Source organism: Rhizobium mongolense subsp. loessense, assembly GCF_900099775.1.
GTDB lineage: Bacteria > Pseudomonadota > Alphaproteobacteria > Rhizobiales > Rhizobiaceae > Rhizobium > Rhizobium loessense.
Genome location: NZ_FMTM01000013.1, coordinates 1 through 25665 on the forward strand (window position 1 = coordinate 1; position 25665 = coordinate 25665).

The window sequence follows — 25665 nt, forward strand, 5'->3', positions numbered from 1 at the left end:
CACCAATGGCCGGGTTCGCAAATGGCTTTCGCGAGAGGTGGATCCCCTGTCGATCAGCGACGGCGAGCTGAGAGACATCTGCGACCGGCTCAACTCGACGCCGCGGAAGTGCCTGGGCTACCGAACGCCCGCGGAAGTCTTCCGCAAGAAACTGCTCGCGCAAATGCGACGTGTCGGTTAGCGTCACACGTGCAGGTCGCAATTCGGCTTGAACTCACACCGCAAAGTTAAAGTGTCCTGTTTCTGCAAAGTAAGAATGTCACTCTCCCCGGGTTTTGATGACCTGGGAGATTGCGGATGGGACTGATTGCGATGAGCGAGCGTGATCTGCAGCGGATCGAGATTTTGTTGAAAGTGATCGACGGCCGCATGACGCTGGTGTCGGCGGCGCATGTGCTGGATCTGAGTACGCGCCAGGTGCGTCGTCTGCTGGAGCGGATCAGCACTGGCGGTGCGGCATCGATCCGGCACAAGGCGATCGGTCGGCCGTCGAACAACCGGATCAGCGACGGTGTTCGGGATTACGCCGTGACGCTGGTGCGCGAACGGTATGCGGATTTCGGTCCGACGCTGGTGGCCGAGAAGCTTGCCGAACGCGATGGATTGCGGGTGTCGCGCGAGACGCTGCGCACATGGATGGTGGATGCTGGCCTGTGGCTATCACGCAAGCAGCGGCGGACGTTTCATCAGCCGCGCTTGCGGCGTGAAGCCTATGGCGAACTGGTACAGATCGACGGGTCCGAGCATCGCTGGTTCGAGGATCGTGGTGATCCGTGCTCGCTGCTGGTGTTCGTCGACGATGCGACCGGCAGGTTGATGCAGTTGCGCTTTGTCCGCTCGGAAAGCGCCTTCAGCTATTTCGAGGCGCTGGCGCTTTATCTGAAGCATCACGGCGCGCCTGTGGCCTTCTATTCCGACAAGCATTCGGTGTTTCGGGTGGCGAAGAAGGACGCCAAGGGTGGCCAGGGCATGACCCAGTTCGGGCGTGCGCTTTCAGAGTTAAACATCGAGATTCTTTGTGCAAATTCGAGTCAGGCCAAAGGTCGCGTCGAGCGGATGAACCGGACGCTGCAGGATCGGCTGGTCAAGGAATTACGGCTGGCGGGCATCTGCGACATGGAGACTGGCAATGCGTTTTTGCCTGGTTTCATGGAGTACTATAACCAACGCTTCGCAATCGTCCCTGCCCGGTCCGAAGACCTGCACCGGCCGATGAATCTGGCACCGGAGCGGCTACAGGAGATCCTGTGCAAGCGTGAGCAGCGTTATGTCGGAGCGCAGCTGACGTTCTCGTTCGAGCGCCAGCGGATCATGCTGGAAGAGACCGAGGTGACGCGCGGCCTGGCGGGTCGCTATGTCGAGACCTATGCCTATGCCGATGGTCGATTGGATGTGCGCTGGAAGGGGCATTCCCTGCCCTACACGACATTCGACAAGGACCAGCGGGTGACACATGCGGCGATCACCGGGCAGGCTGATGAGCGGATCATCGCTCATCGCGTCGACGCGTTTTGTTGGTCGTGACTAGAGAACCTGCGGCCATTGCTGGTGGGCGTGCATGACGGTGAGGATCTCGACGTCTCGACTTATGCGGTAGGGAATGATGTAGGGAATGTCGGCCAGCACGAGCTCGCGCGTGCTCTTGATACGACCAGGCCGCCCACTGGTAGGGTACTCCGTTAACGCATCCACGGCAGTGACAATCCGCGCCACGACGCGAGCCGCCGGATCCGGATCGTCTTTCTCGATATACGCGCCGATCTCATCAAGTCGCCGCAACGCCCGCAGCGTCCAACGAATACGCTTCATGATTGGCGGGCAAATTTGACGTACTTCCTGACGACTTTCGCCACATCTTCATCGCTGGCGAACTCACCCCGGTCGGCATCGGTCAACCCGGCTTCAATCTCGGCAAGCTGCCATTCCTGCTGCTCAACGAAAGCTTCGATGGCCTCTGCAGCCATATAAGAGCGGGACCGATCCAGCTTCTCAGCGAGCTGATCCAGCTTGCTCGCGGTTTCATCTTTTACACGCACGGTAAACGCAGCGGTCATGGGATCTAACCTTCCTTGGTTCACTTTGATTATCGATGAACCGCACTGGTGCGTCAAGGTTCAAAACACTTCTTCAAAGCATCCGCTACGCGACTGATCCGGTTTTTCTGTGCTTAGAAACGTGCTGGTGGGGCCTGTAGCTCAATGGTTAGAGCCGTCGGTCGCTTTCATTGAGCACCTTGTTCATGCTGTAGAGGTCGTCGGCTGTGAATCCTGGCCAGAGGAAGTGCACAGCGGCCCAATGCACGAACTTGCGGTTCATGGCGCCGGTCGCCGTCAAACCTATGCCACCTCTTCGTCAGCATAGGCCACCGAAAGAAGCATGCCGCGAAGAAGTGGTGACAGCGCGGCGACATCGACGTCACCTTGCAGGTTGATTTCCGGAAGCATCGTGCGGCTTTGTTCCTACCCCGCCCCATTCAGGTGGAAGTGAGTATCAACCGGCGACGGAACAATTGCTACTGAGAAAGCTAAAGCCGAAGGGGTGCCTCTCACCCGCCCCCGCTCCGCCCTTTCAACCCGGCCCAGCCGGTCGGATCGGGGGCTGACCGGCAGAGCGAGCCGCGTGCCAGTGTCGCGTTTCTAACTGGCTGGCGAACTCGCAGCCCTATTCAGCCTTGACATGGGTGTAGCCAAAAAAAAGATAGTGTGCTCAGTTCGCCAAACTTGTTAGTTGATAGCGCCCAAGCTCGGCCAGATTCGCATGCGAATGTCCTACGGACTACTCGGAAGACCGGCGCGCGCAAGGTCTGCGGCGGCTTGATCGAGAATGGAAGTATCTCGGAAGTTCCAGGTCTGCCGCCACGACTGGATCGTCGCCCCCGGAGCTAACTTGAGCATCTTCTCGACGGCAGCTCGAGCGTCCGCTTGGCGCCCGAGACGCATGTACGCGATGGCTAGTTGCAATGGAGCGTCAGCGAATTCCGTGGTCTTCAGCGCCTCAACTGCGTCTTCGTTCTTACCAAGCACGATAAAGATGAAACCTCGCACGTAATTAACGAACCACGACAATCCCGGATCCCGCGCGGCGGCAGCGGCAGTCAACTCCAATGCCTTTTCCGGCTGACCGGCCTGTAAAAAAATGCTTCCTCCATCCGTGAGCGTGAAGGCGTTATACGGTGCCGCCGCGATGGCCCTGTTCATTGCCACAACGGCCCCGTCATGATCCCGCTTCAGCGTCAGGAGCCAAGCGTTGAGCCAGTTTGCCAGTCTCGTTACCTGCGGGCTTAGGTTCTTGTTTGCGAGGACTTTGTTCACTAACCGCTCCGCCTCCTGAAGATCTTCCTGCGGGTTAGCACTGTGGAGCAACGCAACTTTTAACCAGTGAGACCAACCCAGCTCCACGGTCAGCAAGGGGGAGCCTGGGAACGCCTGCAGCCCCTGGCGTGAAATTTCACCTGATCGCTCGAGACCTTCCTTCGTGTAAAGGTTCAACTGGCTTTCGGCGCGCAGGTAGTAGTCGTATTCCGCGAGGTTGGTGCTGTCCTTACCCCAAGCCTGACTGTAATCCGCTTTGCGAATGGCTCCGAATTCACCCGTCATCGCCCCCACGATCTTGCCGGTCAACTCATCCTGGAGCGCCCACGGGTCGGTTCCGGACTTGTCGAACCGGTCTGCCCAGACATGGTCCCCAGTCTTGGCGTTGACGAGTTGCGCAACAATGCGCACCCTATCGCCTTCCTTGCGCACACTGCCCTCGACGACATAGCCAACGCCCAACTCCTTGCCGATCTGGCGGATGTCGCCTTCCTTGTCCTCATATGCAAACGACGACGTTCGCGAGACCACGGCAATGTCAGAAAAGCGCGAGAGGATGGCGATGACGTCGTTCGCCACTCCTTCACCCAAGTAAGCTAGGCTCTTGTCGGCACTCAGATCCTTGAAGGGAAGCACAGCGACAGATGGGATCGTACTGGAAACTGGAGGAGAGCTCACTGTCCGCGGATAGTACAGCGCCATCCAGGCGGCCAGCACGACCACGATGGCTGCCGGGACTCCAAGTGCCCACCACAATCGGCTGATCCCGCGCTTGTGCAGAATGCGTCGGCGGGACGGGGCGTCGATGCGGACGTGGTAGACGTCGATAGGTTCCTCGATGTTCTTAACCTTCTGTCGCCCTGCGGAGTCGAAACGAAACGCGAGTTTTTTCTCAACCTCCTTCGCCACCTTACCTGAAATACAGATTCCGCCTGGAAGCGCGAGTTGCTCCAGTCTGGCCGCGACGTTCACGCCTTCGCCATACCGGTCGTCGCCATCCACGATCACTTCGCCGATGTTAATGCCAATGCGGACGTTGAACCTCTCCGCCTCGGCTACAGAAGCGTTGCGCTCTGCCATTCCGCGCTGGAGAGACACGGCACATTCGACAGCGTCGACCACGCTTCCGAATTCCGCGAGGAGGCCGTCACCCATGAGCTTGAAGACCCGCCCATGATGGCTCGCAATCTCGGGCTCAAAAAGCTCAGTGCGTCGCGCTCGAAGACGGTCAAAGGTGCCCGCTTCATCTCGCTCCATAAGTCTGGAGTATCCGACCACGTCGGCGGCCAGGATTGCAGACAATCTGCGCTCCATGACTTGGCTCCCACCATGAATTGTGCGGCAAACACTATACATGAATTCGTCCCATGTTTCACGCGAGCTACAGAGTAGTTAATGGCTGCTTCGCAGAGGACTTTATTCTTTTGAGGACTGCTATGCCGCCGTGGGATCGCGATCCGATGGTCTTTCTGGATCAACCCAGGGACGAAAAATCTTTCTGCTGGAAATTCTACGAACATTCTCAGCGGCCGACTTTGATAAACTGGCAAGTCTAAACTCACTGCCTGGAGCTCGGCCATCTCTTTCGAGTTCGTAGATGTCCGATGGCAACCACGTCACAACAAGACCAGATAGGGTATGCTACCTCCCACTCGAGAAGACGTAACACGACGATATGGCCATCCGCATCAGGCTACGCTCGACGAATATTTGCCACCAGAGTGCAGATGCCATTCTTATGTCGGGCAAATCTGACAGTGATCGTCTTCGCCAACCTGGGGTGGTTCCTTTATCGCGTGTCGTCTTCCTCCAAGTGGCCATGTCTGATATTCCGCACGACAAGCGAAATTCCCAAGACGACGACAGGCACGGAGATTGCCGTCACAATTTCTGATCCAAACTCGATGCCAAACAAGTGTACTCCTTTGGCGACATATCCAATCAGTCCGACGACATAGTACGATATGGCAGCAACGGAGAGGCCCTCAACGGTCTGCTGCAGGCGTAATTGCATTTTTGCCCTGCGGTCCATGGAGTTTAGCAGCGTCATGTTGATCCGCTCCAGCTCAACATCGATCCAGCTCCTTAGCAAGGATGTGGCACGAGCCAGTTTGCGCGAGAGATTTGCCTGACGCTCCTCTATGGATTGGCAGGTTCGCATCGCCGGTGCCAGGCGCCGCTCCAAGAAAGCACCAAGGCTCTCGCTCCCGGATGTCGCTGTTTCGGCAAGCGCCCGAATGCGCTCCTGGACAATTTCGTAGTAGGCCCGGCTGGCACCGAACCGGTAAAGACTCATCGCAGCATTCGCTTCGAGTTCGGCCGCCAGACGGGTAATTTCGGCAAGCAGTGGATCGGCTTCGTCGCGAGCGTGCTGCTTCATCCGCTGAGTGACCGCCGTCAGGCTAGCTTCTATCCGGCGGATCTCGGGTGACAGCGATTGTGCTAAAGGCAATGCCATCATTGCAAGTGTTCTATAGGTCTCAATGTCCAGAAGCTTCTGAACGAGCGCGCCACGCGAGCTGTCGGATAGACCGCGGTCAATAACGAGGATCTTTGTCAGGCCATCCCCATCTGGACGGAAATCCGTAAGAATGGTGGCCTCCCCGCTTCTGAGGTCACTGCGGCAAAGGCTCGTCCGATCGAAAACGGCGAGGTCCTTCTGTGTCTCTTCAGTGTCAGGTCTGATCTCCAGTCGTATTCCCGAGATGAAGGGTCCGGGTTGCGAAAATCCGTCACCGAATGGATGCACGGGGATCTCAGCCCCGAACTTTTCCGGAGCGGGGCTGTCCCAGAAATAGGTCGAGAATTCCGTGTGGCGTTCCCATCTCAGCGTTCCTTGTCCCCAGCTGATCGCATGGTGATTGGTTTCGTGAGACGGAGGCGGCGATCCGCTCGATTGGGAGAGCCGCTTTACGATATCATGATCCTGTTCGGGCCCGCTGTCCGTCAAGAAAGCAAGCTGAAAGATGACGCGAGGCACCGAAATAAGGGCGTATGGCCGAGCGTGGATTTCGCCCACCGCTCTTTCACGAAGAGCGGCCGGTCTGAAAGCAAAAACACCCCTGCTCATTTGACCCCCAGGCAACAGTTGAGTTTCTCACCCGTTGCCATGCCGCAAATGTCATGTAAATCAATTTGTTAAGCTAGGTCGAGTTTAATCGATTATAGGGCAGCAGTCCGCCTAAACGACGAATGTGTAAGCCGCCTCGCGACTTGCCTCCCCCGGCCAACTTCGGCACGCAATGCGGATCATATCAGCCGACCTGCACACGAAGGCCCCAAACGATATGCCGGAAGCGGCAGCGGGAGGGCGGCGTCTTCGGGCAGCCGACAGCCACCGTCGCGGCAGGCTCCCGCCCTCCCCTCGCCTACCCAGCTCTCAATACGCCACCACACTATGCAGGCGTGCGGCATCTTTGGCCGTTTCAAGCAGCTTGCGCAGCTGCCTTCAATGGGATCTCGACGTCGATTTCCAAAATCGACACGTGCTCATTGCGATCCATCTTTACTTGGACCTTGTCATTGTCGAGCTGTACGTGCTTGGCAATCACCGCAAGGATTTCCTCGCGCAGCAGCGATACAAGGTCTGAACCCGTCGACGAGCGTTCGTGGGCCAGAAGCACCTGCAGGCGTTCACGGGCCGCAGGAGCGGTTTTCTTCTTGCCGAAAAGACTGAAGATGTTCATGCGGCCCTCCGTCCGAATATCTTGCCGAAGAGACCGCGCTTTTCCCCGGGGATTGTGATCGGAACTTCCTCACCGGCAAGCCGGCGGGCGGCATCGAAATATGCCATCGCGGGTGCACAGCGGCTATCAGCGAGCGTTACAGGTGCGCCAATATTGGAGGCGCGTAGAACATCCATGCTTTCGGGAACAATGCCTAGCAGCGGAATGGAAAGGATCTCCAGGACGTCATCGACCTTGAGCATATCGCCCCGTTCGGCTCGGTTGGCATCGTAGCGGGTCAGAAGCAGATGCTTCTCCATCCGCTCGCCGCGTTCTGCCTTGGCTGTCTTGGCGTCCAATAGGCCGATGATGCGGTCCGAATCACGGACCGAAGAAACTTCGGGGTTGGTGACGACAACGGCGATATCGGCATGGCGCATCGCAAGGGTCGCCCCACGTTCGATGCCTGCGGGGCTATCGCAGATGATCCAGTCGAAGTGGCGCTTCAGGTCGGTCATGACACGTTCGACACCCTCAGGCGTCAAATTGTCCTTGTCGCGTGTTTGCGATGCCGGGAGCAGAAACAGCGTCTCGAGTCGCTTGTCGCGTATTAGCGCCTGGGGGAGCTTGGCATCGCCTTGTATGACGTTGATCAGGTCGTAGACGACCCTTCGCTCCGCACCCATCACGAGATCGAGATTGCGCAGCCCGACGTCAAAATCGACGACGACCACTTTTTCGTTCCTCTGCGCCAGAGCCGCTCCAAGCGCGGCGGTAGAAGTTGTCTTGCCAACTCCGCCTTTGCCTGAAGTGACGACGATGACTTTCCCCATCTTGCTCTCCTGTGTCCTAGCCGGCTTTCGGCTCAGATAAGTTTCTCTGCCATGATCGTGTCGTCTTCCAGCCAGAGCTGGACAGCTTGTCCTCGAAGGTTCGAGGCCATGTCTTCGGCGGTCTTGTAGACGCCATCAATCGCGACTAGCTCTGCCTCGAGCTTTCGGCAGAAGATCCGCGCGGACGCATTGCCGACCGACCCCGCCATGGCCCGGCCCCGCAAAGTGCCATAAACATGGACCGAACCGCCGGCGATGATCTCCGAACCGGAGGCAACAGAACCGACGATGGTGACATCGCCTTCCGGGAAAATCACTGACTGACCTGAACGCACGGGCTGCCGAATCACAATGGACTGGAGTGCCGGACGCGCTTCGCTTGCCGGCTGCTTGCTTTGCAGATCGATGATTGGCTCCGCTTTCGGAAGCTCAAAGTCGGAAACCGGCCGTCCGCCCTTCAGTGCAGGCGGCATGCCGGGCCCAAGGATTGACGGCCGCCCGCCCTCGATTCCCATGACGCTCACATTGCGTTGCGTCAATTCCGCAATAAGATCCTTCAGCTGCGATCGGTCGATCTGCAGGTCCGTGACATCAAGCACGATGGGCCGGCCCAAAAAGAATCCGGCTGAGCGGGCTGCGAGATCATCCAGCCTCGCCAGCCAATCATCGAGCGGGAGATCTGGAGAAAGCATGACCGCGAGGAAAGAGCGGCCCTTGATGCGGATAGAGCGAGCGTCAGTTAGCACTTTGGTCATCTATGTTAAGAAATCGTTGACCATGTCTACCGCGGCCATGGTTAACAAAAAGTTAACAGTATTAAGAAAGGTTTGCGCAGCCGCTGGGCAATGTCATGCCGCTGGATCTTCTAGACGAAGTCTCTCTGAAATCTCCCATGCCGACATGGGCTTTCCGACGAGATATCCCTGAAGCTGGTCACATCCTGTATCACGCAATATCGCTGCCTGGCGGGCATTCTCGATGCCCTCGGCGGTAACGGGAATATTAAGAGCCGTTGCCAAGGAGATGGTCGCGCGAAGTACCTCAATCCCGTTTTCAGCGTCTTCCACACCCGAAACAAGTGATCGATCGATCTTCATCCGATCGAAGCCAAATTGCCGCAATGCGCCAATACTCGCATAGCCGCAACCGAAGTCGTCAAGCGCGAACTTGATTCCGACACGTTTCAGCTGGTCGATGGACCGGCTGGCCTGAGCAGGATTCGTCATGAGGACGCCTTCGGTTATCTCCAAAGTCAGGCGGTTGGCGTCGAAATCATATTCCTGCAGAACCGCAATCACTTGCGCCCCGAAGTCCGGATTACACAGCTGGATTGGCGAGACATTGACGGACAACGTCAGGCCGGGCCAGGCTCTCGCATGGCAGATCGACGCACGCAGCATATGAACGCCGAGAGCGTCTATGAGGCCGGATTTTTCAGCAAGCGGGATGAAAACCTCCGGACTGATCTTTCCGGCGGCGCTTTGCCAGCGCGCCAAGGCCTCAAGGCCAGTGATCGCACCCGTGGCGGCAGAAACGAGCGGTTGAAAAACGGGTTCGATTGCTCCACTCTTTATGGCGTTTCTCAATTCGCCTTCCAGTTCGCCGATACGCACCCGTTCGCGGTCGAGTTCGGGATCGTATCCAACAGCTTGACCTCTGCCATTTTCCTTGGCGCGGTAGAGAGCCATGTCAGCCCGCCGAAGCAGTTCCAGAGGCGCCATGTCCTCGCTTCTGGTCGCGGCTCCGATGCTCGCCCCGACTTCGATCGTTCGCCCGTCGATTTTGAACGGCCCGGTAAAGAGGTTGAGAATTGCCTGTTCGAAGTCGCCGAGCGCAGCCGATCCGACTTGCACCAGAGCGAATTCGTCGCCACCCAGTCTCGCGGCAGCAAAGACTTCCTGGTGGCAGGTCGGCAACGCCTTCGCAACGATGCGTATCAGATCATCGCCGACCGCATGGCCCCAAGCATCGTTGACCGCCTTGAAGCCATCAAGATCAACGAGATAAAGCGACACCTCCGGCGCAGCCGAGCTGCTGAGATGCTCCAGCACATTTAAAAGGCCGTGTCTGTTGAGCAGACCGCTCAGATTGTCATGATTTGCTTCGAAACGCGCCACATCCGCCAATCGACGCAAGCGCCGCGCCTCGGAGGCGCCGGCGAAAAGGACGGCTGCCAGAAACAGGCAAAGGATGACCGCGGCGGCCAGTATGTAGGGATAGACAGTTGTAAAGACCGCGCTTCCAGGCGCTTTGCTGGGCCAGACAAGGTAGGCAACGGCAGCGCCGTCCATGTCTTTGATCGGGGCGCTCAGGAGGGCTGGTTCAGCCGCTGCCTGAAGCCGCAGCCCCTCAAGCTCGTGTTCAGTGGAGAACGTGCCTAGAACGTCGGGCGCGAGTTCCTTGTAGAAGCTCAATACGCTCAGCCTGGGGAGCTCGGCATCTGTTGAGAAGGGCTGAATTGCTTGTGATGCGACCAGCGCGACACCGTTTTCGGTTTTGAAGAAGTTGACCAGAGGAGCCTTGCTAGCAATCGCGGCAGCTTTGCTCTGTCGCGCGAAGGCCTCGCCAAAATATTCGCGCGGCCGGAAAGACTTGCCCTTCGCATAAGAAGAGATCACCCTTCCATCGGGGTCGATGACGATTGCACCGTCATACAGCGGATAGTCCTCGCTGGTCTTTCCCCAGTTGTCGTAGGCCCAGGCGGCGGCATCGGATGAGGCAATGGCGGCGTAAGCATCATCCCACACGGCATTGTCCGTTACGGTCCCGCTGAGGCGGGCCGCGAATGCTGCGATCGCGGCACCTGCAGCACGGGTGGCCCGCGCATCGTCGATTTCATTGCCCGACCGGGTCATGGTCGCGACAACGTGGGCCATCAGGCCCGTCAGCAAAAGAGCGACGGCAAGGAAACAGATGGTTGCAGCAATGATGCAGGACGTTTGAGCGCGAACATATTTCGCTGCAAAGCTGGACGACATGAAGGGTCCGAGAATCTGTGTTTAAGGATCATGTCAATGTGACGGCAGGAGACATCATGTCCGCAATGCGCTGCATTTCAGGTTTAGCATTCGACGATGTAAGCGCGCTTAAAGAGCGTGGTTAACGACAGGAGTAACCATCCAACGCAGACAGCGGCGTCGAAATGATAGCCCAGCCACCGGGAACCCAATGCAGACAACGCGTTAAGCTGCCCGAAAGAAAAAAAGCGTAGAAGTTCAAATTGATCCACGTTCTCGAGCTGCTGAAACGATCATGAGCACAACCTGGCAGATACTGACGGGAAACCTCGCCGTCGTTGCACTTGTCATGTCGCTGTGGGCTCATTTCTATTATCGATTCCGCGATCTTTCCGCGCTTCAGGCGAGGGTCGCCTTTGGTCTGACAATGGGCCTTGGCGCGGTTGCGTCGATGTTGCTTTCGATCCCTGTCAACTCCGGCGCATTCATCGATTTAAGATCGTCGCTGATTGCGATCTCCGGGCTGTTTGGCGGGCCGGTGGCAGCCATTGCCACGATGGCTGTCGCAGGCGCCTTCCGGATATTTGCGGGCGGAGCGGGAACCATCAACGGCGTTGCCGGTATCCTGCTGATCGGCGCAGTTGGTCTTGGCGCTCACATAGTCGTCCAAAACCGCAAGGTCGGAATCATCGATGTCGTGCTCTTGGCTGCTGCGGTTTGCGTAACACTCGTGGGGTCGACACTGGTCCTGCTAGGCTACGCCGGTGGCCAAGCACTTACGTCGATCATTGCACCCGCTGTCTTCTTGAATTCCTGCGCCATCATCATCTCCGGCCTTGTCCTGTTGCAGTTCGAACGCATTGCACTCGAACGTGATCTGTTGACGGCCGCCCTCACCCAGACATCCGACTACCATTACGTCAAGAATAGCCAGAGCCAGTTTGTCATCGTCAACCGTAATGTCGCCGAACATCATCACTTCAGCTCGCCGGCAGAGATGATCGGCCTCACTGATTTTCAGCTTGCAACGCAACGGCGCGCGGAAATCTTGTTTGCCGAAGAGCAAGAGCTCGTGCGCAGCGGCAAACCCGTGATCGATAAGATCGAACAGCTTCGCGAAGGCGAGCAGGAAAAATGCTACTCGACGTCCAAGTTTCCTTTGCGCGACGGAAAAGGCGAAATCATCGGTCTTGCTGGCGCCACGCGCGACATCACGGAACAGCGGCGCGTGGAGCATGAACTGACCGAAAGCCGCAACCTGCTGTCGCACGCGATGGCCGGCATGTCGGATGGATTTGCGATGTTCGGTCCTGATGGCACGCTGCTATTCTGTAACGATCAGTACAGGTGCCTTTTCCCCTTATCGGGTCCGGTGCGGATTCCCGGAGCCAACATTAAAGATATTCTGCGGAAGGTCGCGGAGACAGAGGAGCGGCGCAATCTGCCCAAGGAAGTGACAGACGACTGGCTCGACAACGCCGTCGCGCACCTGCATCAGGACAAGGACGAGGAGATTAACCTCTGTGATGGCCGCTGGCTCAGCTTGCGGACGCGATTGACGACAGACGGAAAAGCACTTGTTGTCGTATCCGACATCACAGCCATGAAGCAGGCCGAGCACTCGCTGCGTGAACTTGCCGAGCAAATGAAGAGTTTGGCGGAAACGGATGCTTTAACGGGGATCGTCAACCGGCGGGCTTTCGACCAGGCGATCGTCATCGAGCTTGCCCGGAGCACAAGAAACCGGACGCCGCTCAGCCTGCTTTTGATCGATGTCGATCGTTTCAAGGCCTATAACGACACTTATGGTCATGTTGCCGGCGACGAATGTCTCAAAGCCGTCAGCGATTGTTTACGCCAGGTTGTCAAGCGCCGCACCGATGTCGTCGCCCGCTTTGGTGGTGAGGAGTTCGTCGTTCTGCTGCCCGAAACCGACGAAGGCGCAGCCCAAGCGCTTGCCCGCAAATTCCTTGCGGGTCTTCGTGCGCTGGAAATACCGCATGCGGGAAGCGAATTCCGGTACGTCACTGCAAGTGTCGGCGTTTCGACAAAGCAAAGCTCGTCTTCCGAACTCGTATCGTCGGAACTGATCAAACGCGCGGACGATGCTCTTTACGATGCCAAACGCAACGGGCGCAACCAGATCAGCACCTGGAGTGCCCCAAAATTCGATGGGCGTCGGCAAAAGGGGCCGTCGTGCTCAAGATGATTGCAGCTACCAGGGCCTGATGCGCTTTTCATAGCGCTGCAGGATCTTCCGATGCCCGTTTTCAAGCCAGCGCACGAATTCTGCTCGTCTGTGAGAGCGACGGCTTCCTCACACCGTAAACATAGCCATTTGGCCCGAATCCCCACTGATCCCTCACGACCGTTGGACGCGTCGCGTTGCGCCTGAATCCAACAATTGGTTTGCGAATGTGAGCTTCCCGTCCTTGCGAAGGATGGTGATTATATCGCGCCTCTGGCAGCATTACGGCGCGCGAAAGAACCGCTGTCCCTGGACGGGAATCTGCAGGGCCAGCGTGGTGGTCAGAGGCGGGACCTCGCCGCTGCCGGCATGAATCGCGGCCGGCACCTTAGGTGCCGGCGAGTATCCGACCATCAGTTCGCCGGCTCGGCTGGCGTCTCCGTGACAATCGTGACTGTTGTCGTTGTTTCCGTGGTTGCTGGCTCCTCAACCGTATCCACAGGCTCCGGATCGGGCAGCGTTTCGCGAATCTCGTCGATCTTGCCGACTGCCGGTCCCACGCCGAGGATTTCCTTGGCTTCAGCAAGGGCATCGTCGCTCACCACGCCGCCTTTTGTGAATCCGGTAAGGGCCTCGCGCAACGCCTCATCACTCAGCGCCGGATCGGTCGGAACCACATCAGGCCCGCTTACCTTTTCGAATTCAGCATATGCCATGACGTAGGCCGCAACGGGAGCAAGTCGCGGGTCGTTGGAATTCAGGTAGGCGTGATAATTGCGGTTCAACGAACTCAGCCCAACCGTGTCCGATTTGGTGCTCTTCAGGCTTTTCTTTGCAGCGTTGCCGCTCTTGACGGGCTTATCCGCCTTTGTCGCCTTGCCAGTCTTTTTGTCATGAAAGAAGAGCGATTCGAGCGTCGGCGTGCTTGCACCCGACTTTGAACTCGTCTTTGAATGCGCATTGCCAGACTTGCCATGGTTCGAGCCCGCGCTGCCGCGGTTGCCTCCATTTCCATTTCCATTTCCGTTTCCACCGCCACCAGAATTGCCGTTGCCATTTCCGTCCTTGGCGAGAGCCTCGTTCGAGATTCCGACCGTAGCGCCCGCAAGTGGAGCGACGGTCATGGCAAGCGCAAGGATGCCCCGGCTGATCAGTTTTTTGATAGGCATGCGATATCTCCTCGTTAAAGCGGCGGCGATGAAAATCACGGCCAGCCGCGGGTGAGCGGCTTCAGTGAACGCAACGATAGCTTGCGCGGCGGCGCGATTCCATGATCCTCAGACCAATGCCACAGGGGGTAGGACTTAGGTCCGATGGATGGATTCCAAACGTCTGATAGTGGACGCTTGACAAGCTCGCCATTGACCGCCGCAGCGGAGAAGGTAGGTTATCTGCAAGATCGAAACGGGTCGCCCACGCAAATGCGACCAATCCCCGAGAATTACTCGTGCGTCGGCCCAACCTGATTTCAAAATGGAATTCGCAGTCGCTGGCCAAGCAGTTCCTGGTGATTGGCGGCATTGTCTCAGTTGGAGCGATGCTTCTGGTCGGGGCGTTCGTCACTCGCTTGATCGAAGACGCCGTTACGCGCAATTCTGCCGCAACGACTGCCCTTTACGTGGACAGTGTCATTGCTCCGCTGCTGCCTGACATGCAGACGAGCCAGGCGCTTGACGACACGGTCGCACGGGCTCTGGACGAGACGCTGGGGCAAGGTGCGCTCGGCGACCGGCTGTTGTCATTCCGTTTGTGGCGCTCGGATGGAACTATTCTCTATTCGAACGACAAGACCATGGTCGGAAAGAAGTTCCCGCTCAGTGATGAGCTCAAGACGGCCTTTGCCGGCAAGATGGCGGCTCAGTTCAACGAGCTGGACGATGTCGAGGATAAGGTGGAACGTCTTGCCGGCAAACCGCTTCTGGAGATCTACAACCCCGTCCTGCAGCCCTGGTCGGGACAGGTGGTCGCCGTTTCCGAGTTTTACGAAATTGCCAATGACTTCCAGCACAGCCTTAGCCAGGCACGGCTTCACACCTGGCTCGCGGTGGCGGGTTTTACGCTTGTGTTCTTCGCGACGCTTTCGGCAATTGTTCTAAGGGGTAGCCGAACGATCGAGAATCAGCGTCATGCGTTGAGGCAGCGGATTGACGATTTGTCCGCTTTGCTTGCCCAGAACGAGGCTCTCCGGGAGCGTGTCCAGCGCGCTTCCGAACGCGTCACCGCGTTGAACGAGAGCTATCTGCGGCGCATCGGCGCGGATCTTCACGACGGCCCGGCCCAACTCATAGCTTATGCTTCGCTTCGCCTGGATAGCCGCACCGTCGTCAGCGCATCGACCTCTCCTGTCACCCGCGAGCGGGAGATAGCATCCATCAAGGCCAGTCTCGACGAAGCCATGCGTGAAATCCGTACGATTTGCAGCGGTCTGGTCTTGCCGCAGATCGAGGCGGCGAGCCTTTCTGAAATATTGGAGCGGGGTGTTCACGCGCATCGCCAGAGAACCGGGACAATCGTCGACCTGGTGACGTCCAGCATACCTGTCTGTCTGTCGCCGTCGGCGAAAATATGCATCTACCGCTTTGTGCAGGAAGCATTGAATAATGCATATCGTCATGGCGGCGGCGCAGGCCAGCGTGTTATCCAGCGTCTGCAGGGAAATCGCGTCAGCGTAGAAGTCGCAGACGATGGACCAGGTTTCAGTCCCGACGATGTCGGACCTACCAGCCTTGGACTTGCTGGTCTCAGGGAACGCGTTGAAAGTCTAGGTGGGACGTTCGAGATCACATTTGCGGCGCCAGGTACGATCGTCAGGATGACACTCAACACCGAGGAGACCGAGCAAGTATGAGCGAAACGATAAGGGTCGCGGTTATAGACGATCACCCGCTGTTTAGAGAGGGTGTAACGAGAAGCTTGTCTGAGATCGATGGCTTCGAGGTGATCGCCGAAGGCGGTTCGAAGGATGACGCGTTGCGAATCGCACAGAATCTGCGGCCCGACATCATCCTCATCGACATTTCCATGCCAGGGGGAGGACTGAACGCGATTGGCCCGATCCTTGAAGCATCACCATCGCAGAAGATCATCATGTTGACGGTCTCTGAAGCCAACGATGATGTTACCGGAGCCTTGAAGGCGGGGGCGAAAGGTTATGTTCTCAAAGGCGTCGGCTCCAGAGCACTCGCCGACATTATCCGCACGGTAGCTGACGGGGACGGATACGTCGCTCCAACGCTGTCTGCCAAGTTGCTTCACAATCCATCCGAGCCCTCCAACGTTGACGCCATTGCTGCGCTTACCGCCCGCGAACACGAAGTCCTAAAGCTCGTCGCGACGGGCCTTAGCAACAAGGAGGTGGCCCGGAAGCTCGATCTGCACGAGAAAACGATCAAGCATCACATGACACAGGTCATGGCGAAACTTGACGTCAATAACAGGACCGAGGCGGCGATGGTCTTTCGCGATGCGATCGATCGAAAGCCGGTCAGGGACTGAATGATTGAAGCCGCTTCACATCATCAAAAGTAGCGCGCCGATTGACGATCGTGCGTCCTTTCGCATCCTTCATAATGTAGCGTCCCCTTTTGACTTCCTCGCTCATTCCATCGACGTGAAGCACTTCGAGCGAGGAATTGACATCGCCGCTTTTTGCCGACGCACCAGAGCTTTTTCCGGAAGAGCTGTTGCTCGAGCCGCTCTTCCCGTTGCCACCGCCACCGTTGCCGCCGCCGTTGCCGCCTCCGTTGCCGCCGCCATTGCCATTGCCGCCGCCATTGCCGTTCCCGCCGCCATTGCCGTTGTTTCCACTCTTGGCCAGGGCAGACTGGCTGGCCACGTCGAACGCGGATCCCGATATTTCAATCTTGTAGGGAAGGATTGAAAGGGAGACACCAACCAAACCCCAACACAACGTGGCTAGAAGATTCCGACGCGTAGTCATCGCTGTTACCTGACGCGGGGTCAGCGCCCAACGTCCTTTGTCAATTAAAGAGCGCACCTGGAGGATGGCGAATATTCGGCTCGGAGGCGGTGGGCAAAACCTGCGAAGCAAATTTACATGCAGCACCCAAGATCCGAAGCCTAGAAGGCCAGTCCAAGTTCTTGAGATTGCTCATGACGCATGCCGGCCGTCAACCCTGGAAGCGCCTGATAAAGGAAGATCAGACCTTTCCTGCGCACGGGATCCGACCTTCGTCGGCTTGCGGATAGGACCAAAGTCCGAGGACAGATGAGGACTGGGAGGGCATGATCAACCCACGAGAGATATGTGCTCGCGTACTCTCGTTGCTTGCTAATGTCCAGGTTGCGTTCCGGAGACCGTAATGATCCCTCAATGGCTGACGATTCTAAACCGGACCCACCCCCCGGGCGCGGTTAAGAGTTTCTCGGCTGCTGCATTTGAGCTTACGGCCGCAATTAACCTGCGCCTCGCCTTGAGGCTCATCAAACCGACAGCGGAGTGTCTGGCCAAAGCCGAAGAGGTTTACGAGCGAGCAAAGCTCTATTGCGAATTACGCGAAGCCGGTTCGGCAACGACCGTCAATGCGGAAAGGCAATTGGCCGACGCTTTAAAACTGCTGACAGCGGAAATGCGGGCGTGTGATCCTGGGCGAAGTGCCGATGCCATTCTCGCAGGACATATCTTGACGGACGAGCGTACCAATTCGTTCAACCATGCCAGGAGACCAGAACCGCCTGACACGGATCGGGAGGGCATTCCGCATGAAGTTGGAGGTTCCGATAATCTCCGCTTAACATCGTGCTGGTTAGATGGAGTTGCCGCGACAGTTGCGACTTCCGGCGACTCCGACGACCATCTACTCGCTCCGGTTCATGCGCCGGTGCCGAAACCGGACCCGCAGGCTTCGTGCATCCTCCACATGCCACAATCTAGACAAGAAATTACCTAGAGAATGGCCTAAACAGGATCATCGGCAGAATCAGACCAGTTCCTGATCGGGTCGACCGCACGGTCGGAGGTAGCAAGCTTGAAAATCAGACGCGGCCGGTTCGGGCCTCGCAGACTGGAACGCCTCAAGAGATGGCACGCTGCCGAGCCGGCCAGTGCTGTGCGGTCGTTGGAGGGGATAGCGTTCTCCGTCCCTTTCGGCGGATCCGGCGACAAAAACAGGTTTGGGGTGACTATTTAGCGCTGTCATGACGCCAGTTCGGGGGACCAGATTGTCAGATAATCGACGCAAAGAACCATCCGTACCCCCTGGTGCCGAAACCGAAAATGGCGAGCGGGAAGACGATACTGCGCCGGTAAAGGTCGAACGCCGTCGTTATCCGCGTTCGGCACAACCAAGCAATGAAGGGCCCCCGGCTACGCCAGCGTTGGAACCATTGCTGTTTTCCACACGCAGGCTGGAACCGGCAGATCAATTTGCGGCCTGGCAAGCCTATGTCGCTCCCCTTATAGACATCCGGCGTCCGGATTCCGCATCGCAAGAAGCGGAGTTTGTAGCCGATCATGCGGCCTGGAATCTCGGCGGCATGCTGGTCGTTCAACAAAGCACACCTGCCCACAGCTATATGCGATCGGAGGCAAAGGTGCGGTCAAATCTCATCGATCATTGGCACATATCAGTCCTGCGCAACGGCCGGACATGGACGGAAGTTGATGGGCATGTCTCGGAGGGCGAGCCGGGAAAGGTGGAGCTGCGTTCTTTGGGCCATCCCTTTCGAGGCCGATCAACCGAGGCACGTGTCCTTTCGCTTTATTTGCCGCGCGAACTGCTTTTCGATGTTCCCGCTTCCAGCGAAATCAAAAACAATATCGCCTTGTCGGGAACCTACACCAAACTGCTGATCGAATATCTGGATGGTGTCGAGGCAAACCTTTCACGTCTGGCTGCTGTGGACCTTCCCCACGTCGTCCAGACCACACGTGACATGATTTTGACCTGCGTTTCAGCATCGGCTTCGAATATCGCGGTACCCGAGCAACACAGCACCTTAGCTTTGATGGAGCGCGTGCGCCGCTTCGTCCAGCGCAATTTGATGTCGCCAGATCTCACGACGGATCGAATATGCCGGGAACTCGGTGTTTCGCGCACCCGCCTCTATCAGGTGTTCGAGCCGGATGGCGGAGTTCATCACTATATTCAGCGCCGGCGGCTTTTGTCTGCTCACGCCGCCCTGAGTGACGTCAGCAATCGGCAGCAAATCGTCGATATCGCCTTTGCTGTCGGCTTTTCTTCTGCTGCCCATTTCAGCCGGGCATTCAGCAAGGAGTTTGGTTACAGTCCGCGTGAGGCGAGAAATGTAGCCGTTCCGCTCTATCTTGGGCATGCTGTTGCGCCAATGTCAGAAGTCGAGAGCGCTCCTTCCTTCAACAAATGGTTAAAGACGCTCGGCCATAGTCGCTAGTCCAGGGCTCGTTTTAATCAGAGCAGGCGACCTGTGGCATTGATGATCTGATATGTCTTGGCGCACAACGTCGATCGTGTGCCGCCACATAAACGAATGCTCCGTTGTCCAGCCGATTTAGGTCCAAAACAGCCCGGCGGCCTCCTCGCGATCAAGCCTTTTTACTGGTCGCCCGCCCCGCCGCGGGACCGTCGGCATCTTTGCTTGACAGAATATCATCGCCAGCGAGGGTAAAATTCCGGATCGACGATCGTTGATTGCAAAAATGGACGCTGCTGCAAGTTTCGGGATGCGTGGCTAACGACACGCGACACTTAAGTTATTAGAAATGAAGCATAATAGCAGCTCAGACGAGAGAAGCCGGGTACATGAACAAATGTACTCTCCATGCAAATAGCGCAACCTACAGGGGGCATATCAATGGAATTTACCCGTCCGACAATACAGATCAGCAACCCGCAACATGGCGCAAGTGATCCATATCGAGCCGTCGAGCGCGAGGAGGTCCTTGCAGCGGCATTTCAAGATTTCGTGCAAAGGGCTCTTGCTGCGGGGTGGAAGGAGCCGGAGGTCGCTTTGACCTTGGCCGACATCGCCGATGACTATGTGATGGCGCTCGCGCGAAGAGTTGCGGCAAATTAGTATCGAGTATCCGTTCGCGTTTCGCACGACGACAAGCGCGAAATGGTGCCAGCAATTCTTCGGCAAGCCCGCCGGCGCTGCTGCTTCACGACGAAGCGGCTCGCCGGCGGCGTGCGTGGTCTGGGACCGGCTATTGGCTGCGGGATCATTTGCCGGGATCGATCCGCGAGAAGGCGGCGAGAACTGTGCGCTCAGACTGCATCAGATACTCTTCGAGCGCCGTAGAAGCTTCGGCCGTCAATCCCGCCTCGAGCTTTTCGAGAATAGCGCCATTGAGGTCGACATAGGGGGCGTGCAACAATTCGGGATCGGCGAGAAGGCCGAAGCTGAGACGCAGCTCTGCGGCGATCTGCGCATAGAAAGCATTGAGGCGCTGACTGTCGGCAAGATCGACGATCGCAGCGTGAAAGACCATGTTTTCGCTGCCGACCATTGCCCAATCCTTGCGATCTCGCGCGACCCTGGCGCGCTCGACCGCCGAGCGCATGCGCGCCACCGCCGGATGCTTGGGATAGGCCTTTGCAAGCGCCTGGCATTCGATCATGCGGCGCACACGGTAGATGTCGATGATTGAGGCCATGCTCGGCGTGGCGACAAAGACGCCGCGATTGGGCTCGTGGCGCAAGAGATTTTCCTTGGTCAAGAGCCGGAAGGCTTCGCGCAGTGAGTTGCGCGACACATCCAGGCCGGCGCTGAGCGCTGCCTCCGACAGCCGCTGCCCCGGCTTCAATTCGCCCGCGATCAGCATGTCGCGGATCTCCTCCGCCAGACGCGGCGCAAGCGCCGATATGGTATCCTGTTCTGCCATCAAAGCCCCTTGTGCGTGGAAATGGATGGAGCATCCGTTTCCTTGCGCATCGATATAGCGGTTCTCGCTCAATGGGAACAATGGGGTAAACGACACGGCCAATCGGGCCACCCGACAAACGTCGATCGCGGCCAGTCAGACATTTTCCTTATTGGCACGAAAAGTGACAAGCGCGCAGGCAGGCGTTGCAAAATTGGGTCTGGGGACTGGCCATCGCTCATTAAATGCTCAGATTGCTCAACACTTCAGCAGTATAGTAGAACGATAAGTTAATATCGTTGAACAATCTTGACATCTTAAAGAAACCCGACGACGCTGGCTCGTGTCAAAACTCACATGGCCCGCCCGAGGAACTGCGGGAGGGCCGCATAAGGAGAGGGTTTATGGAACAGCTATCTATTTCATCCACAAAGGGCGCATCGGCCGCATCGTCTGGCATGTCGCTCAAGTCGCGGCGCGCAGCACTAACGGCTGCGGTCTTCCTGATGGCTACCTCGGCCATTGGCCCGGGATTCATCACCCAGACGGCAACGTTTACCACCAAACTCGGCGCGGCCTTCGCTTTTGCCATCCTCTCCTCGATTGTCATTGATTTCGTCGTGCAGCTGAACATCTGGCGAATCGTGACACTTACGCGCATGCGTGCCTCCGATCTCGCCAATGCGGCAATCCCGGGCGCTGGCTATCTGCTTGCTGTTCTGGTGATCGTCGGCGGATTATTCTTCAATATTGGAAATATCGGGGGCACGGGTCTTGGTATCAATGCGATGATCGGGCTTGATCCGAAAATTGGCGGCGCAATCAGCGCGGTTCTTTCGATCGGCATCTTTTTATCGAAGCGCGCCGGCATGGCCGTCGACCGCTTCATCATCTTCGCCGGTATCCTGATGATCGCATTGACGCTCTATGTGGCCATCGTATCGGCCCCTCCGGTTGGCGAAGCACTATTCCAGACCTTTTTGCCGGCAACCGTCGATTTCGCCACGATCACCACCATCGTCGGTGGCACGGTCGGTGGCTACATCACCTATTCCGGAGCCCATCGCCTCCTCGACAAGGGCACGGTCGGCATCGAAAACCTCGGCGCCGTCAACCGCGCAGCGCTCACCGGCATCGCCGTCACCGGCGTCATGCGCTACGTCCTCTTTCTCGCTGTGCTCGGCGTAGTGGCCAGCGGTGTCGTCATCGATGTCTCAGGCAAGGGTGCCAATCCGGCCGCCCAAGCCTTTGAGGCCGCCGCCGGCGATGTGGGCATGCGCATCTTCGGCATTATCCTGTGGGCTGCCGCCATCACCTCGGTTATCGGCGCTGCCTATACGTCGGTTTCCTTCCTCACGATCTTCAAGCGGGACCTTAGTGAGAGAGCCCGCAATATCGCGACCGTGATCTTCATCGCGGTATCGCTGTTCTTCTATGTGATTATCACCACCCCGCCGGCTCAGATGCTGGTCTTCGTCGGCGGCCTGAACGGTCTCATTCTGCCGATCGGCCTGTCGATTTTCATCTATGCTGCCTGGGCTCGCTCTGACCTGATGGGTGGTTATCGCTATCCGCGCTGGCTGCTGGTGCTCGGCGTGCTGGCTTGCATACTCACCTGGTACATGGGCTACAAGTCAATCGGCCCGATCTTCGCGCTTCTGACCGCTTAAGGAGACCTGATATGACTGCCATCGATCTGAACAGCGATCTCGGCGAAAGCTATGGCGCATGGGGCATGGGCGACGACGCCGCGATGCTCGCCCTCGTCTCCAGCGCCAATGTCGCCTGCGGCTTTCATGCCGGCGACCCGCTCGGTATTCTAAGAACCGTCAGGGCCGCAGCTGAAAAGGGCGTTTTGATCGGCGCGCATGTCTCCTATCCTGATCGCGTCGGCTTCGGCCGGCGCGACATGGATGTCGCAAGCGACGAACTGACCGCCGACGTCATCTATCAGATCGGCGCACTGAAGGGCATTGCAGCGGCAGCGGGTGTCACCGTCGGTTACGTCAAGCCGCACGGCGCTCTCTACAACCGCATCGCTCGCGACCCGAAGCAAGGCCAGGCTGTGATCGACGCCATCAAGGCGGTGGATCCCTCCTTGGTGCTGATGGGCCTTGCAAATACGCCAATTCTCAAGCTCGCCCGCGACTGCGGCTTGAAGGCCGTGGCGGAAGCCTTTGCCGACCGGGCCTATACGCCCGATGGCGACCTCGTCTCACGCCGTGAACCGGGTGCCGTCCTGCACGATCCCCAGCTGATCGCTCGCCGCATGCTGCAGCTTGCCCATGAAGGTACGCTCGAAGCGATCGACGGCTCAACCATCAAGATCGACGCCCAGTCGATCTGCGTGCATGGCGACAGCCCCAGCGCTGTCTCCATCGCCAAGGAGATCCGCCACGTCTTCGAAGTCGACGGGATTGCCGTCCGCTCCTTCCTGTCCGCCTGACCGACCTGCGCGAGACATGCAATGATCGCCATCGAACATCTTCGCCATATCAATGCTGGGCCGGCTCAAAAGGCCCGCGAACGCTATCGGGCAGGCAGTATCGAGCCGACTTCGGGCGTCGCGCCGGGCTTCACCCAGGCCAATATGATCGTGCTGCCGCGCGACTGGGCCTTCGATTTCCTGCTCTATGCGCAGCGCAATCCAAAGGCTTGCCCGTTGCTCGACGTCTCCGATCCGGGTTCGCATGCGACCCTGCTTGCATCCGGTGCCGACCTTCGCACCGATCTGCCGCTCTATCGCATCTGGCTAGATGGAAAACTCGCCGAAGAGACAGCGGATGCGACGGCGGCCTGGGCCGAATATCCCGACCTCGTCAGCTTCCTGATCGGCTGCAGCTTCACCTTCGAGACACCGATGGCGGAGGCCGGGATCGAGATCCGCCACATCACGGACAAGTCCAATGTGCCGATGTATCTGACCAACATGCCCTGCCGGCCGGCCGGCCGCCTGCATGGGAACATGGTCGTTTCCATGCGGCCGATCCAAGCGTCGCGCGTGGCAGACGCCGCGACCATCTCGGGACGCTTCCCGGCAGTGCATGGCGCACCCGTGCATGTCGGCACGCCGGAAGCGATCGGAATCAAGGATCTCGCCACGCCCGAATTTGGCGATCCGGTGCGCATCGAGCCGGGCGAGGTCCCGGTCTTCTGGGCCTGCGGCGTCACCCCGCAGGCGGCGGTGATGGCCTCCCGTGTCCCCTTTGCGATCACCCATGCGCCAGGACACATGTTCATCACCGACATCCCCGATTCCGCCTATCACGCTTGAGGTTCCCATGCGTTTCCTGCCTGTCAGCCTGACAACCATGCTTGTCGAACTCGCCGATCTCGACGAGACGCTGGCGCTGTTTGCCTCGCTCAACGCTGATCCTTTGGAAGGTATCGAGGACATGGTGCCTGCGGCCCGCACGCTGATGATCCGCTTGCGGCCGGAAAAGCTGACGCCGGAAAAGCTGGCCGGCGAGATCGCGACACGCGATCTGTCGATGCGCGCGGCACCCTCCGACAAGCTCGTCGAAATCCCCGTTTGCTACGATGGCGAGGACTTGGCAGATGTCGCGGACCTTACGGGCTTGTCGATCGAGGACGTCATCCGCCGCCATACCCAAAGCGAATTCACCGTCGCATTTTGCGGCTTTGCGCCCGGCTTCGGCTATCTCACCGGCGGCGATCCGGCACTACAGGTGCCGCGCCGCCAGAGCCCGCGCACCAGGATCCCGGCCGGCTCGGTCGCTTTGGCCGGCGCCTTCAGCGGTGTCTATCCGCAGGCGAGCCCCGGCGGCTGGCAAATCCTCGGCACGACGCCGGAAAAGATGTGGGACCTATCGCGCGATCCGCCAGCACTTCTTCAGCCGGGCTACCGAGTGCACTTCTTCGAACTCAAAAAGAAAGCAGTCTCAACGACCAGGACCATCACCAAGACCCTGGTCGCCCGCCCACCAGTCGTCGCGTCGGACAGCCTTACGCTCAAGGTTCGTGCCGCCCCGATGCCGGCACTGTTCCAGGACCTCGGCCGCTTCGGCAAGACCGGCCAGGGGGTCTCATCTTCCGGGGCGCTTGACCAGGGTGCCCTCAAGGCGGCCAATCGCGTGGTCGGCAATCCGGCCGGCATGCCCTGCCTCGAAATCACGCTTGGCGGTTTTTCCTTCGAGGTTTCTGGCCGCACCGTCATGGCGCTCACCGGCGCGCCCTGCCCGATCGCCATCCGCGACGCAGCTGACCGCACGATTAGCGCCCGGACCTATCAGCCAATCTCGCTTGAACCGGGCGATGTCGTGACGCTCGGCCATGCACCGAGAGGCACGCGCAGCTATCTCGCCGTCCGCGGCGGATTTGCCGTTAGGCCGATACTCGGCAGCGCTTCGACCGATACGCTGGCCGTTGTCGGTCCCGATCCTGTCGCCGCAGGCGCAGTGCTGGCCATCAACAACGATAGCTCGGTCCTGACCAGCGTTTCGCTTCATGAAGCGCAAGCCTTCGACCATCCGGCAGCGGACGAAACCATCACGCTCGACGTGATCATGGGGCCGCGCAGCGACTGGTTCACCGAGGCTGGGATCGCCACCCTCTCCGGCCAACTCTGGCAGGTGACACCGCAGTCCAACCGCGTCGGCATCCGCCTTTGCGGCGATGTCCCGTTGGAGCGCAAGGACAAGGCGGAATTGCCGAGCGAGGGTACGGCGACCGGCGCAATCCAGGTGCCGCACAGCGGCCAGCCGGTCCTCTTCCTCGCCGACCATCCGCTGACTGGCGGCTATCCGGTCATCGGCACGGTCGCCGAATACCATCTCGATCTCGCCGGACAGATCCCCGTCTATGCCAAAATTCGGTTCCGGCCCGTGACGGCTTTCGCCGATATTCAGCCCGCAGGCTCGCGATCGGCGACGACTAAAATCAAGTGAGGA

General features: G+C 58.4%; 21 protein-coding genes and 3 pseudogenes. 12 read left to right on the forward strand and 12 right to left on the reverse strand.

Translation table 11 applies throughout. The annotated features are described in order from the left end of the window. Positions 1 to 181: pseudogene (locus BLP23_RS34125) on the forward strand (IS30 family transposase); the annotation flags it as partial. Positions 182 to 297: 116 nt separating this feature from the next. Beyond that, a pseudogene (locus tag BLP23_RS27955) lies at positions 298 to 1467 on the forward strand (ISNCY family transposase); the annotation flags it as partial. A 57-nt stretch (positions 1468 to 1524) separates the two neighbouring features. Here the strand turns inward: BLP23_RS27955 and BLP23_RS27960 are convergent. The 9 genes and pseudogenes from BLP23_RS27960 to BLP23_RS28000 form a co-directional block, all read right to left on the reverse strand. Continuing rightward, positions 1525 to 1809: a type II toxin-antitoxin system RelE/ParE family toxin gene (locus tag BLP23_RS27960; RefSeq protein WP_092587997.1), complete on the reverse strand. Its 285-nt coding sequence runs from the start codon at positions 1807 to 1809 to the stop codon at positions 1525 to 1527. Beyond that, positions 1806 to 2054 carry a CopG family ribbon-helix-helix protein gene (locus tag BLP23_RS27965; protein WP_092587998.1) on the reverse strand — a complete coding sequence of 83 codons (249 nt, stop codon included), beginning with the start codon at positions 2052 to 2054 and terminating at the stop codon, positions 1806 to 1808. Before BLP23_RS27965 ends, BLP23_RS27960 begins: the two co-directional genes overlap by 4 nt. A gap of 160 nt (positions 2055 to 2214) precedes the next feature. Beyond that, a pseudogene (locus BLP23_RS27970) lies at positions 2215 to 2444 on the reverse strand (hypothetical protein); the annotation flags it as partial. Positions 2445 to 2768: 324 nt separating this feature from the next. Then, complete coding sequence (locus BLP23_RS27975; RefSeq protein ID WP_092587999.1) at positions 2769 to 4625, reverse strand: adenylate/guanylate cyclase domain-containing protein; 1857 nt, start codon at positions 4623 to 4625, stop codon at positions 2769 to 2771. A 475-nt stretch (positions 4626 to 5100) separates the two neighbouring features. Then, positions 5101 to 6381 (reverse strand): DUF3422 family protein, encoded by a 1281-nt coding sequence (locus BLP23_RS27980; protein WP_092588000.1) that lies wholly within the window; start codon positions 6379 to 6381, stop codon positions 5101 to 5103. Positions 6382 to 6736: 355 nt separating this feature from the next. Next, positions 6737 to 6997, reverse strand: a complete 261-nt coding sequence (gene minE, locus BLP23_RS27985; protein ID WP_022717827.1) for a cell division topological specificity factor MinE — start codon at positions 6995 to 6997, stop codon at positions 6737 to 6739. Then, complete coding sequence (minD, locus tag BLP23_RS27990) at positions 6994 to 7809, reverse strand: septum site-determining protein MinD (RefSeq protein ID WP_022717826.1); 816 nt, start codon at positions 7807 to 7809, stop codon at positions 6994 to 6996. Before minD ends, minE begins: the two co-directional genes overlap by 4 nt. A gap of 32 nt (positions 7810 to 7841) precedes the next feature. Then, entirely contained in the window at positions 7842 to 8564 is a 723-nt protein-coding gene (minC, locus tag BLP23_RS27995) for a septum site-determining protein MinC (protein WP_092588001.1), read from the reverse strand. A 93-nt stretch (positions 8565 to 8657) separates the two neighbouring features. Next, positions 8658 to 10787: a bifunctional diguanylate cyclase/phosphodiesterase gene (locus tag BLP23_RS28000; protein WP_092588002.1), complete on the reverse strand. Its 2130-nt coding sequence runs from the start codon at positions 10785 to 10787 to the stop codon at positions 8658 to 8660. A gap of 274 nt (positions 10788 to 11061) precedes the next feature. On the opposite strand from BLP23_RS28000, the gene BLP23_RS28005 reads away from it, so the two are divergent. Then, positions 11062 to 12975, forward strand: a complete 1914-nt coding sequence (locus BLP23_RS28005) for a diguanylate cyclase (RefSeq protein WP_092588003.1) — start codon at positions 11062 to 11064, stop codon at positions 12973 to 12975. A 392-nt stretch (positions 12976 to 13367) separates the two neighbouring features. On the opposite strand, the gene BLP23_RS28010 is transcribed toward BLP23_RS28005, so the two are convergent. Next, positions 13368 to 14123 carry a hypothetical protein gene (locus BLP23_RS28010; protein ID WP_092588004.1) on the reverse strand — a complete coding sequence of 252 codons (756 nt, stop codon included), beginning with the start codon at positions 14121 to 14123 and terminating at the stop codon, positions 13368 to 13370. 278 nt (positions 14124 to 14401) lie between these two features. Here BLP23_RS28010 and BLP23_RS28015 point away from each other — a divergent pair, with 278 nt between their 5' ends. Both BLP23_RS28015 and BLP23_RS28020 read left to right on the forward strand, forming a co-directional pair. Continuing rightward, a complete protein-coding gene (locus tag BLP23_RS28015) occupies positions 14402 to 15802 on the forward strand; it encodes a sensor histidine kinase (protein WP_092588005.1) in 1401 nt (466 codons plus the stop codon). Further along, the gene (locus tag BLP23_RS28020) at positions 15799 to 16449 is read left to right on the forward strand and encodes a response regulator (protein ID WP_092588006.1); all 651 of its coding nucleotides are present in this window, start codon (positions 15799 to 15801) and stop codon (positions 16447 to 16449) included. Before BLP23_RS28015 ends, BLP23_RS28020 begins: the two co-directional genes overlap by 4 nt. Here the strand turns inward: BLP23_RS28020 and BLP23_RS34130 are convergent. After that, a complete protein-coding gene (locus BLP23_RS34130) occupies positions 16439 to 16894 on the reverse strand; it encodes a hypothetical protein (protein WP_208603210.1) in 456 nt (151 codons plus the stop codon). The genes BLP23_RS28020 and BLP23_RS34130 overlap by 11 nt on opposite strands. A 382-nt stretch (positions 16895 to 17276) precedes the next feature. Between BLP23_RS34130 and BLP23_RS28030 the strand changes: the two genes are divergently transcribed. The 3 genes from BLP23_RS28030 to BLP23_RS28040 all read left to right on the forward strand — a co-directional run bounded on the left by BLP23_RS28030 (position 17277) and on the right by BLP23_RS28040 (position 19968). After that, positions 17277 to 17864 carry a hypothetical protein gene (locus tag BLP23_RS28030; RefSeq protein ID WP_092588008.1) on the forward strand — a complete coding sequence of 196 codons (588 nt, stop codon included), beginning with the start codon at positions 17277 to 17279 and terminating at the stop codon, positions 17862 to 17864. A 271-nt stretch (positions 17865 to 18135) separates the two neighbouring features. Further along, complete coding sequence (locus BLP23_RS28035) at positions 18136 to 19326, forward strand: helix-turn-helix domain-containing protein (protein WP_233426837.1); 1191 nt, start codon at positions 18136 to 18138, stop codon at positions 19324 to 19326. A gap of 420 nt (positions 19327 to 19746) precedes the next feature. Further along, positions 19747 to 19968: a hypothetical protein gene (locus tag BLP23_RS28040; protein WP_022717815.1), complete on the forward strand. Its 222-nt coding sequence runs from the start codon at positions 19747 to 19749 to the stop codon at positions 19966 to 19968. 145 nt (positions 19969 to 20113) lie between these two features. Here BLP23_RS28040 and BLP23_RS28045 read toward each other — a convergent pair whose 3' ends face one another. After that, positions 20114 to 20776, reverse strand: a complete 663-nt coding sequence (locus tag BLP23_RS28045; RefSeq protein WP_092588091.1) for a GntR family transcriptional regulator — start codon at positions 20774 to 20776, stop codon at positions 20114 to 20116. A 437-nt stretch (positions 20777 to 21213) separates the two neighbouring features. Between BLP23_RS28045 and BLP23_RS28050 the strand changes: the two genes are divergently transcribed. Genes BLP23_RS28050 through BLP23_RS28065 form a run of 4 tightly spaced genes read left to right on the forward strand, consistent with a single transcriptional unit; the run spans position 21214 to position 25662 of the window. Beyond that, the gene (locus BLP23_RS28050) at positions 21214 to 22425 is read left to right on the forward strand and encodes an NRAMP family divalent metal transporter (protein ID WP_092588092.1); all 1212 of its coding nucleotides are present in this window, start codon (positions 21214 to 21216) and stop codon (positions 22423 to 22425) included. 11 nt (positions 22426 to 22436) lie between these two features. Beyond that, positions 22437 to 23201, forward strand: coding sequence for a LamB/YcsF family protein (locus BLP23_RS28055; RefSeq protein ID WP_092588010.1), 765 nt, complete (start codon positions 22437 to 22439; stop codon positions 23199 to 23201). A gap of 21 nt (positions 23202 to 23222) precedes the next feature. Beyond that, positions 23223 to 24029: a putative hydro-lyase gene (locus BLP23_RS28060; protein ID WP_092588011.1), complete on the forward strand. Its 807-nt coding sequence runs from the start codon at positions 23223 to 23225 to the stop codon at positions 24027 to 24029. A 7-nt stretch (positions 24030 to 24036) separates the two neighbouring features. Next, entirely contained in the window at positions 24037 to 25662 is a 1626-nt protein-coding gene (locus BLP23_RS28065; RefSeq protein WP_092588012.1) for a 5-oxoprolinase subunit B/C family protein, read from the forward strand. The last annotated feature ends 3 nt before the right edge of the window (positions 25663 to 25665 follow it).

What these genes read in the sequence shown, in the direction of transcription:
- BLP23_RS27980 (WP_092588000.1), bottom strand. Translation starts at nt 6,381, where the DNA reads ATGAGCAGGGGTGTTTTTGCTTTCAGACCGGCCGCTCTTCGTGAAAGA.
- BLP23_RS28000 (WP_092588002.1), bottom strand. Translation starts at nt 10,787, where the DNA reads ATGTCGTCCAGCTTTGCAGCGAAATATGTTCGCGCTCAAACGTCCTGC.
- minE (WP_022717827.1), bottom strand. Translation starts at nt 6,997, where the DNA reads ATGAACATCTTCAGTCTTTTCGGCAAGAAGAAAACCGCTCCTGCGGCC.
- BLP23_RS28060 (WP_092588011.1), top strand. Translation starts at nt 23,223, where the DNA reads ATGATCGCCATCGAACATCTTCGCCATATCAATGCTGGGCCGGCTCAA.
- BLP23_RS27965 (WP_092587998.1), bottom strand. Translation starts at nt 2,054, where the DNA reads ATGACCGCTGCGTTTACCGTGCGTGTAAAAGATGAAACCGCGAGCAAG.
- BLP23_RS34130 (WP_208603210.1), bottom strand. Translation starts at nt 16,894, where the DNA reads ATGACTACGCGTCGGAATCTTCTAGCCACGTTGTGTTGGGGTTTGGTT.
- BLP23_RS28030 (WP_092588008.1), top strand. Translation starts at nt 17,277, where the DNA reads ATGATCCCTCAATGGCTGACGATTCTAAACCGGACCCACCCCCCGGGC.
- BLP23_RS28040 (WP_022717815.1), top strand. Translation starts at nt 19,747, where the DNA reads ATGGAATTTACCCGTCCGACAATACAGATCAGCAACCCGCAACATGGC.
- BLP23_RS27975 (WP_092587999.1), bottom strand. Translation starts at nt 4,625, where the DNA reads ATGGAGCGCAGATTGTCTGCAATCCTGGCCGCCGACGTGGTCGGATAC.
- BLP23_RS28010 (WP_092588004.1), bottom strand. Translation starts at nt 14,123, where the DNA reads ATGCCTATCAAAAAACTGATCAGCCGGGGCATCCTTGCGCTTGCCATG.
- BLP23_RS28065 (WP_092588012.1), top strand. Translation starts at nt 24,037, where the DNA reads ATGCGTTTCCTGCCTGTCAGCCTGACAACCATGCTTGTCGAACTCGCC.
- BLP23_RS28055 (WP_092588010.1), top strand. Translation starts at nt 22,437, where the DNA reads ATGACTGCCATCGATCTGAACAGCGATCTCGGCGAAAGCTATGGCGCA.
- BLP23_RS28005 (WP_092588003.1), top strand. Translation starts at nt 11,062, where the DNA reads ATGAGCACAACCTGGCAGATACTGACGGGAAACCTCGCCGTCGTTGCA.
- BLP23_RS28020 (WP_092588006.1), top strand. Translation starts at nt 15,799, where the DNA reads ATGAGCGAAACGATAAGGGTCGCGGTTATAGACGATCACCCGCTGTTT.
- BLP23_RS28045 (WP_092588091.1), bottom strand. Translation starts at nt 20,776, where the DNA reads ATGGCAGAACAGGATACCATATCGGCGCTTGCGCCGCGTCTGGCGGAG.
- BLP23_RS28050 (WP_092588092.1), top strand. Translation starts at nt 21,214, where the DNA reads ATGTCGCTCAAGTCGCGGCGCGCAGCACTAACGGCTGCGGTCTTCCTG.
- minD (WP_022717826.1), bottom strand. Translation starts at nt 7,809, where the DNA reads ATGGGGAAAGTCATCGTCGTCACTTCAGGCAAAGGCGGAGTTGGCAAG.
- BLP23_RS27960 (WP_092587997.1), bottom strand. Translation starts at nt 1,809, where the DNA reads ATGAAGCGTATTCGTTGGACGCTGCGGGCGTTGCGGCGACTTGATGAG.
- minC (WP_092588001.1), bottom strand. Translation starts at nt 8,564, where the DNA reads ATGACCAAAGTGCTAACTGACGCTCGCTCTATCCGCATCAAGGGCCGC.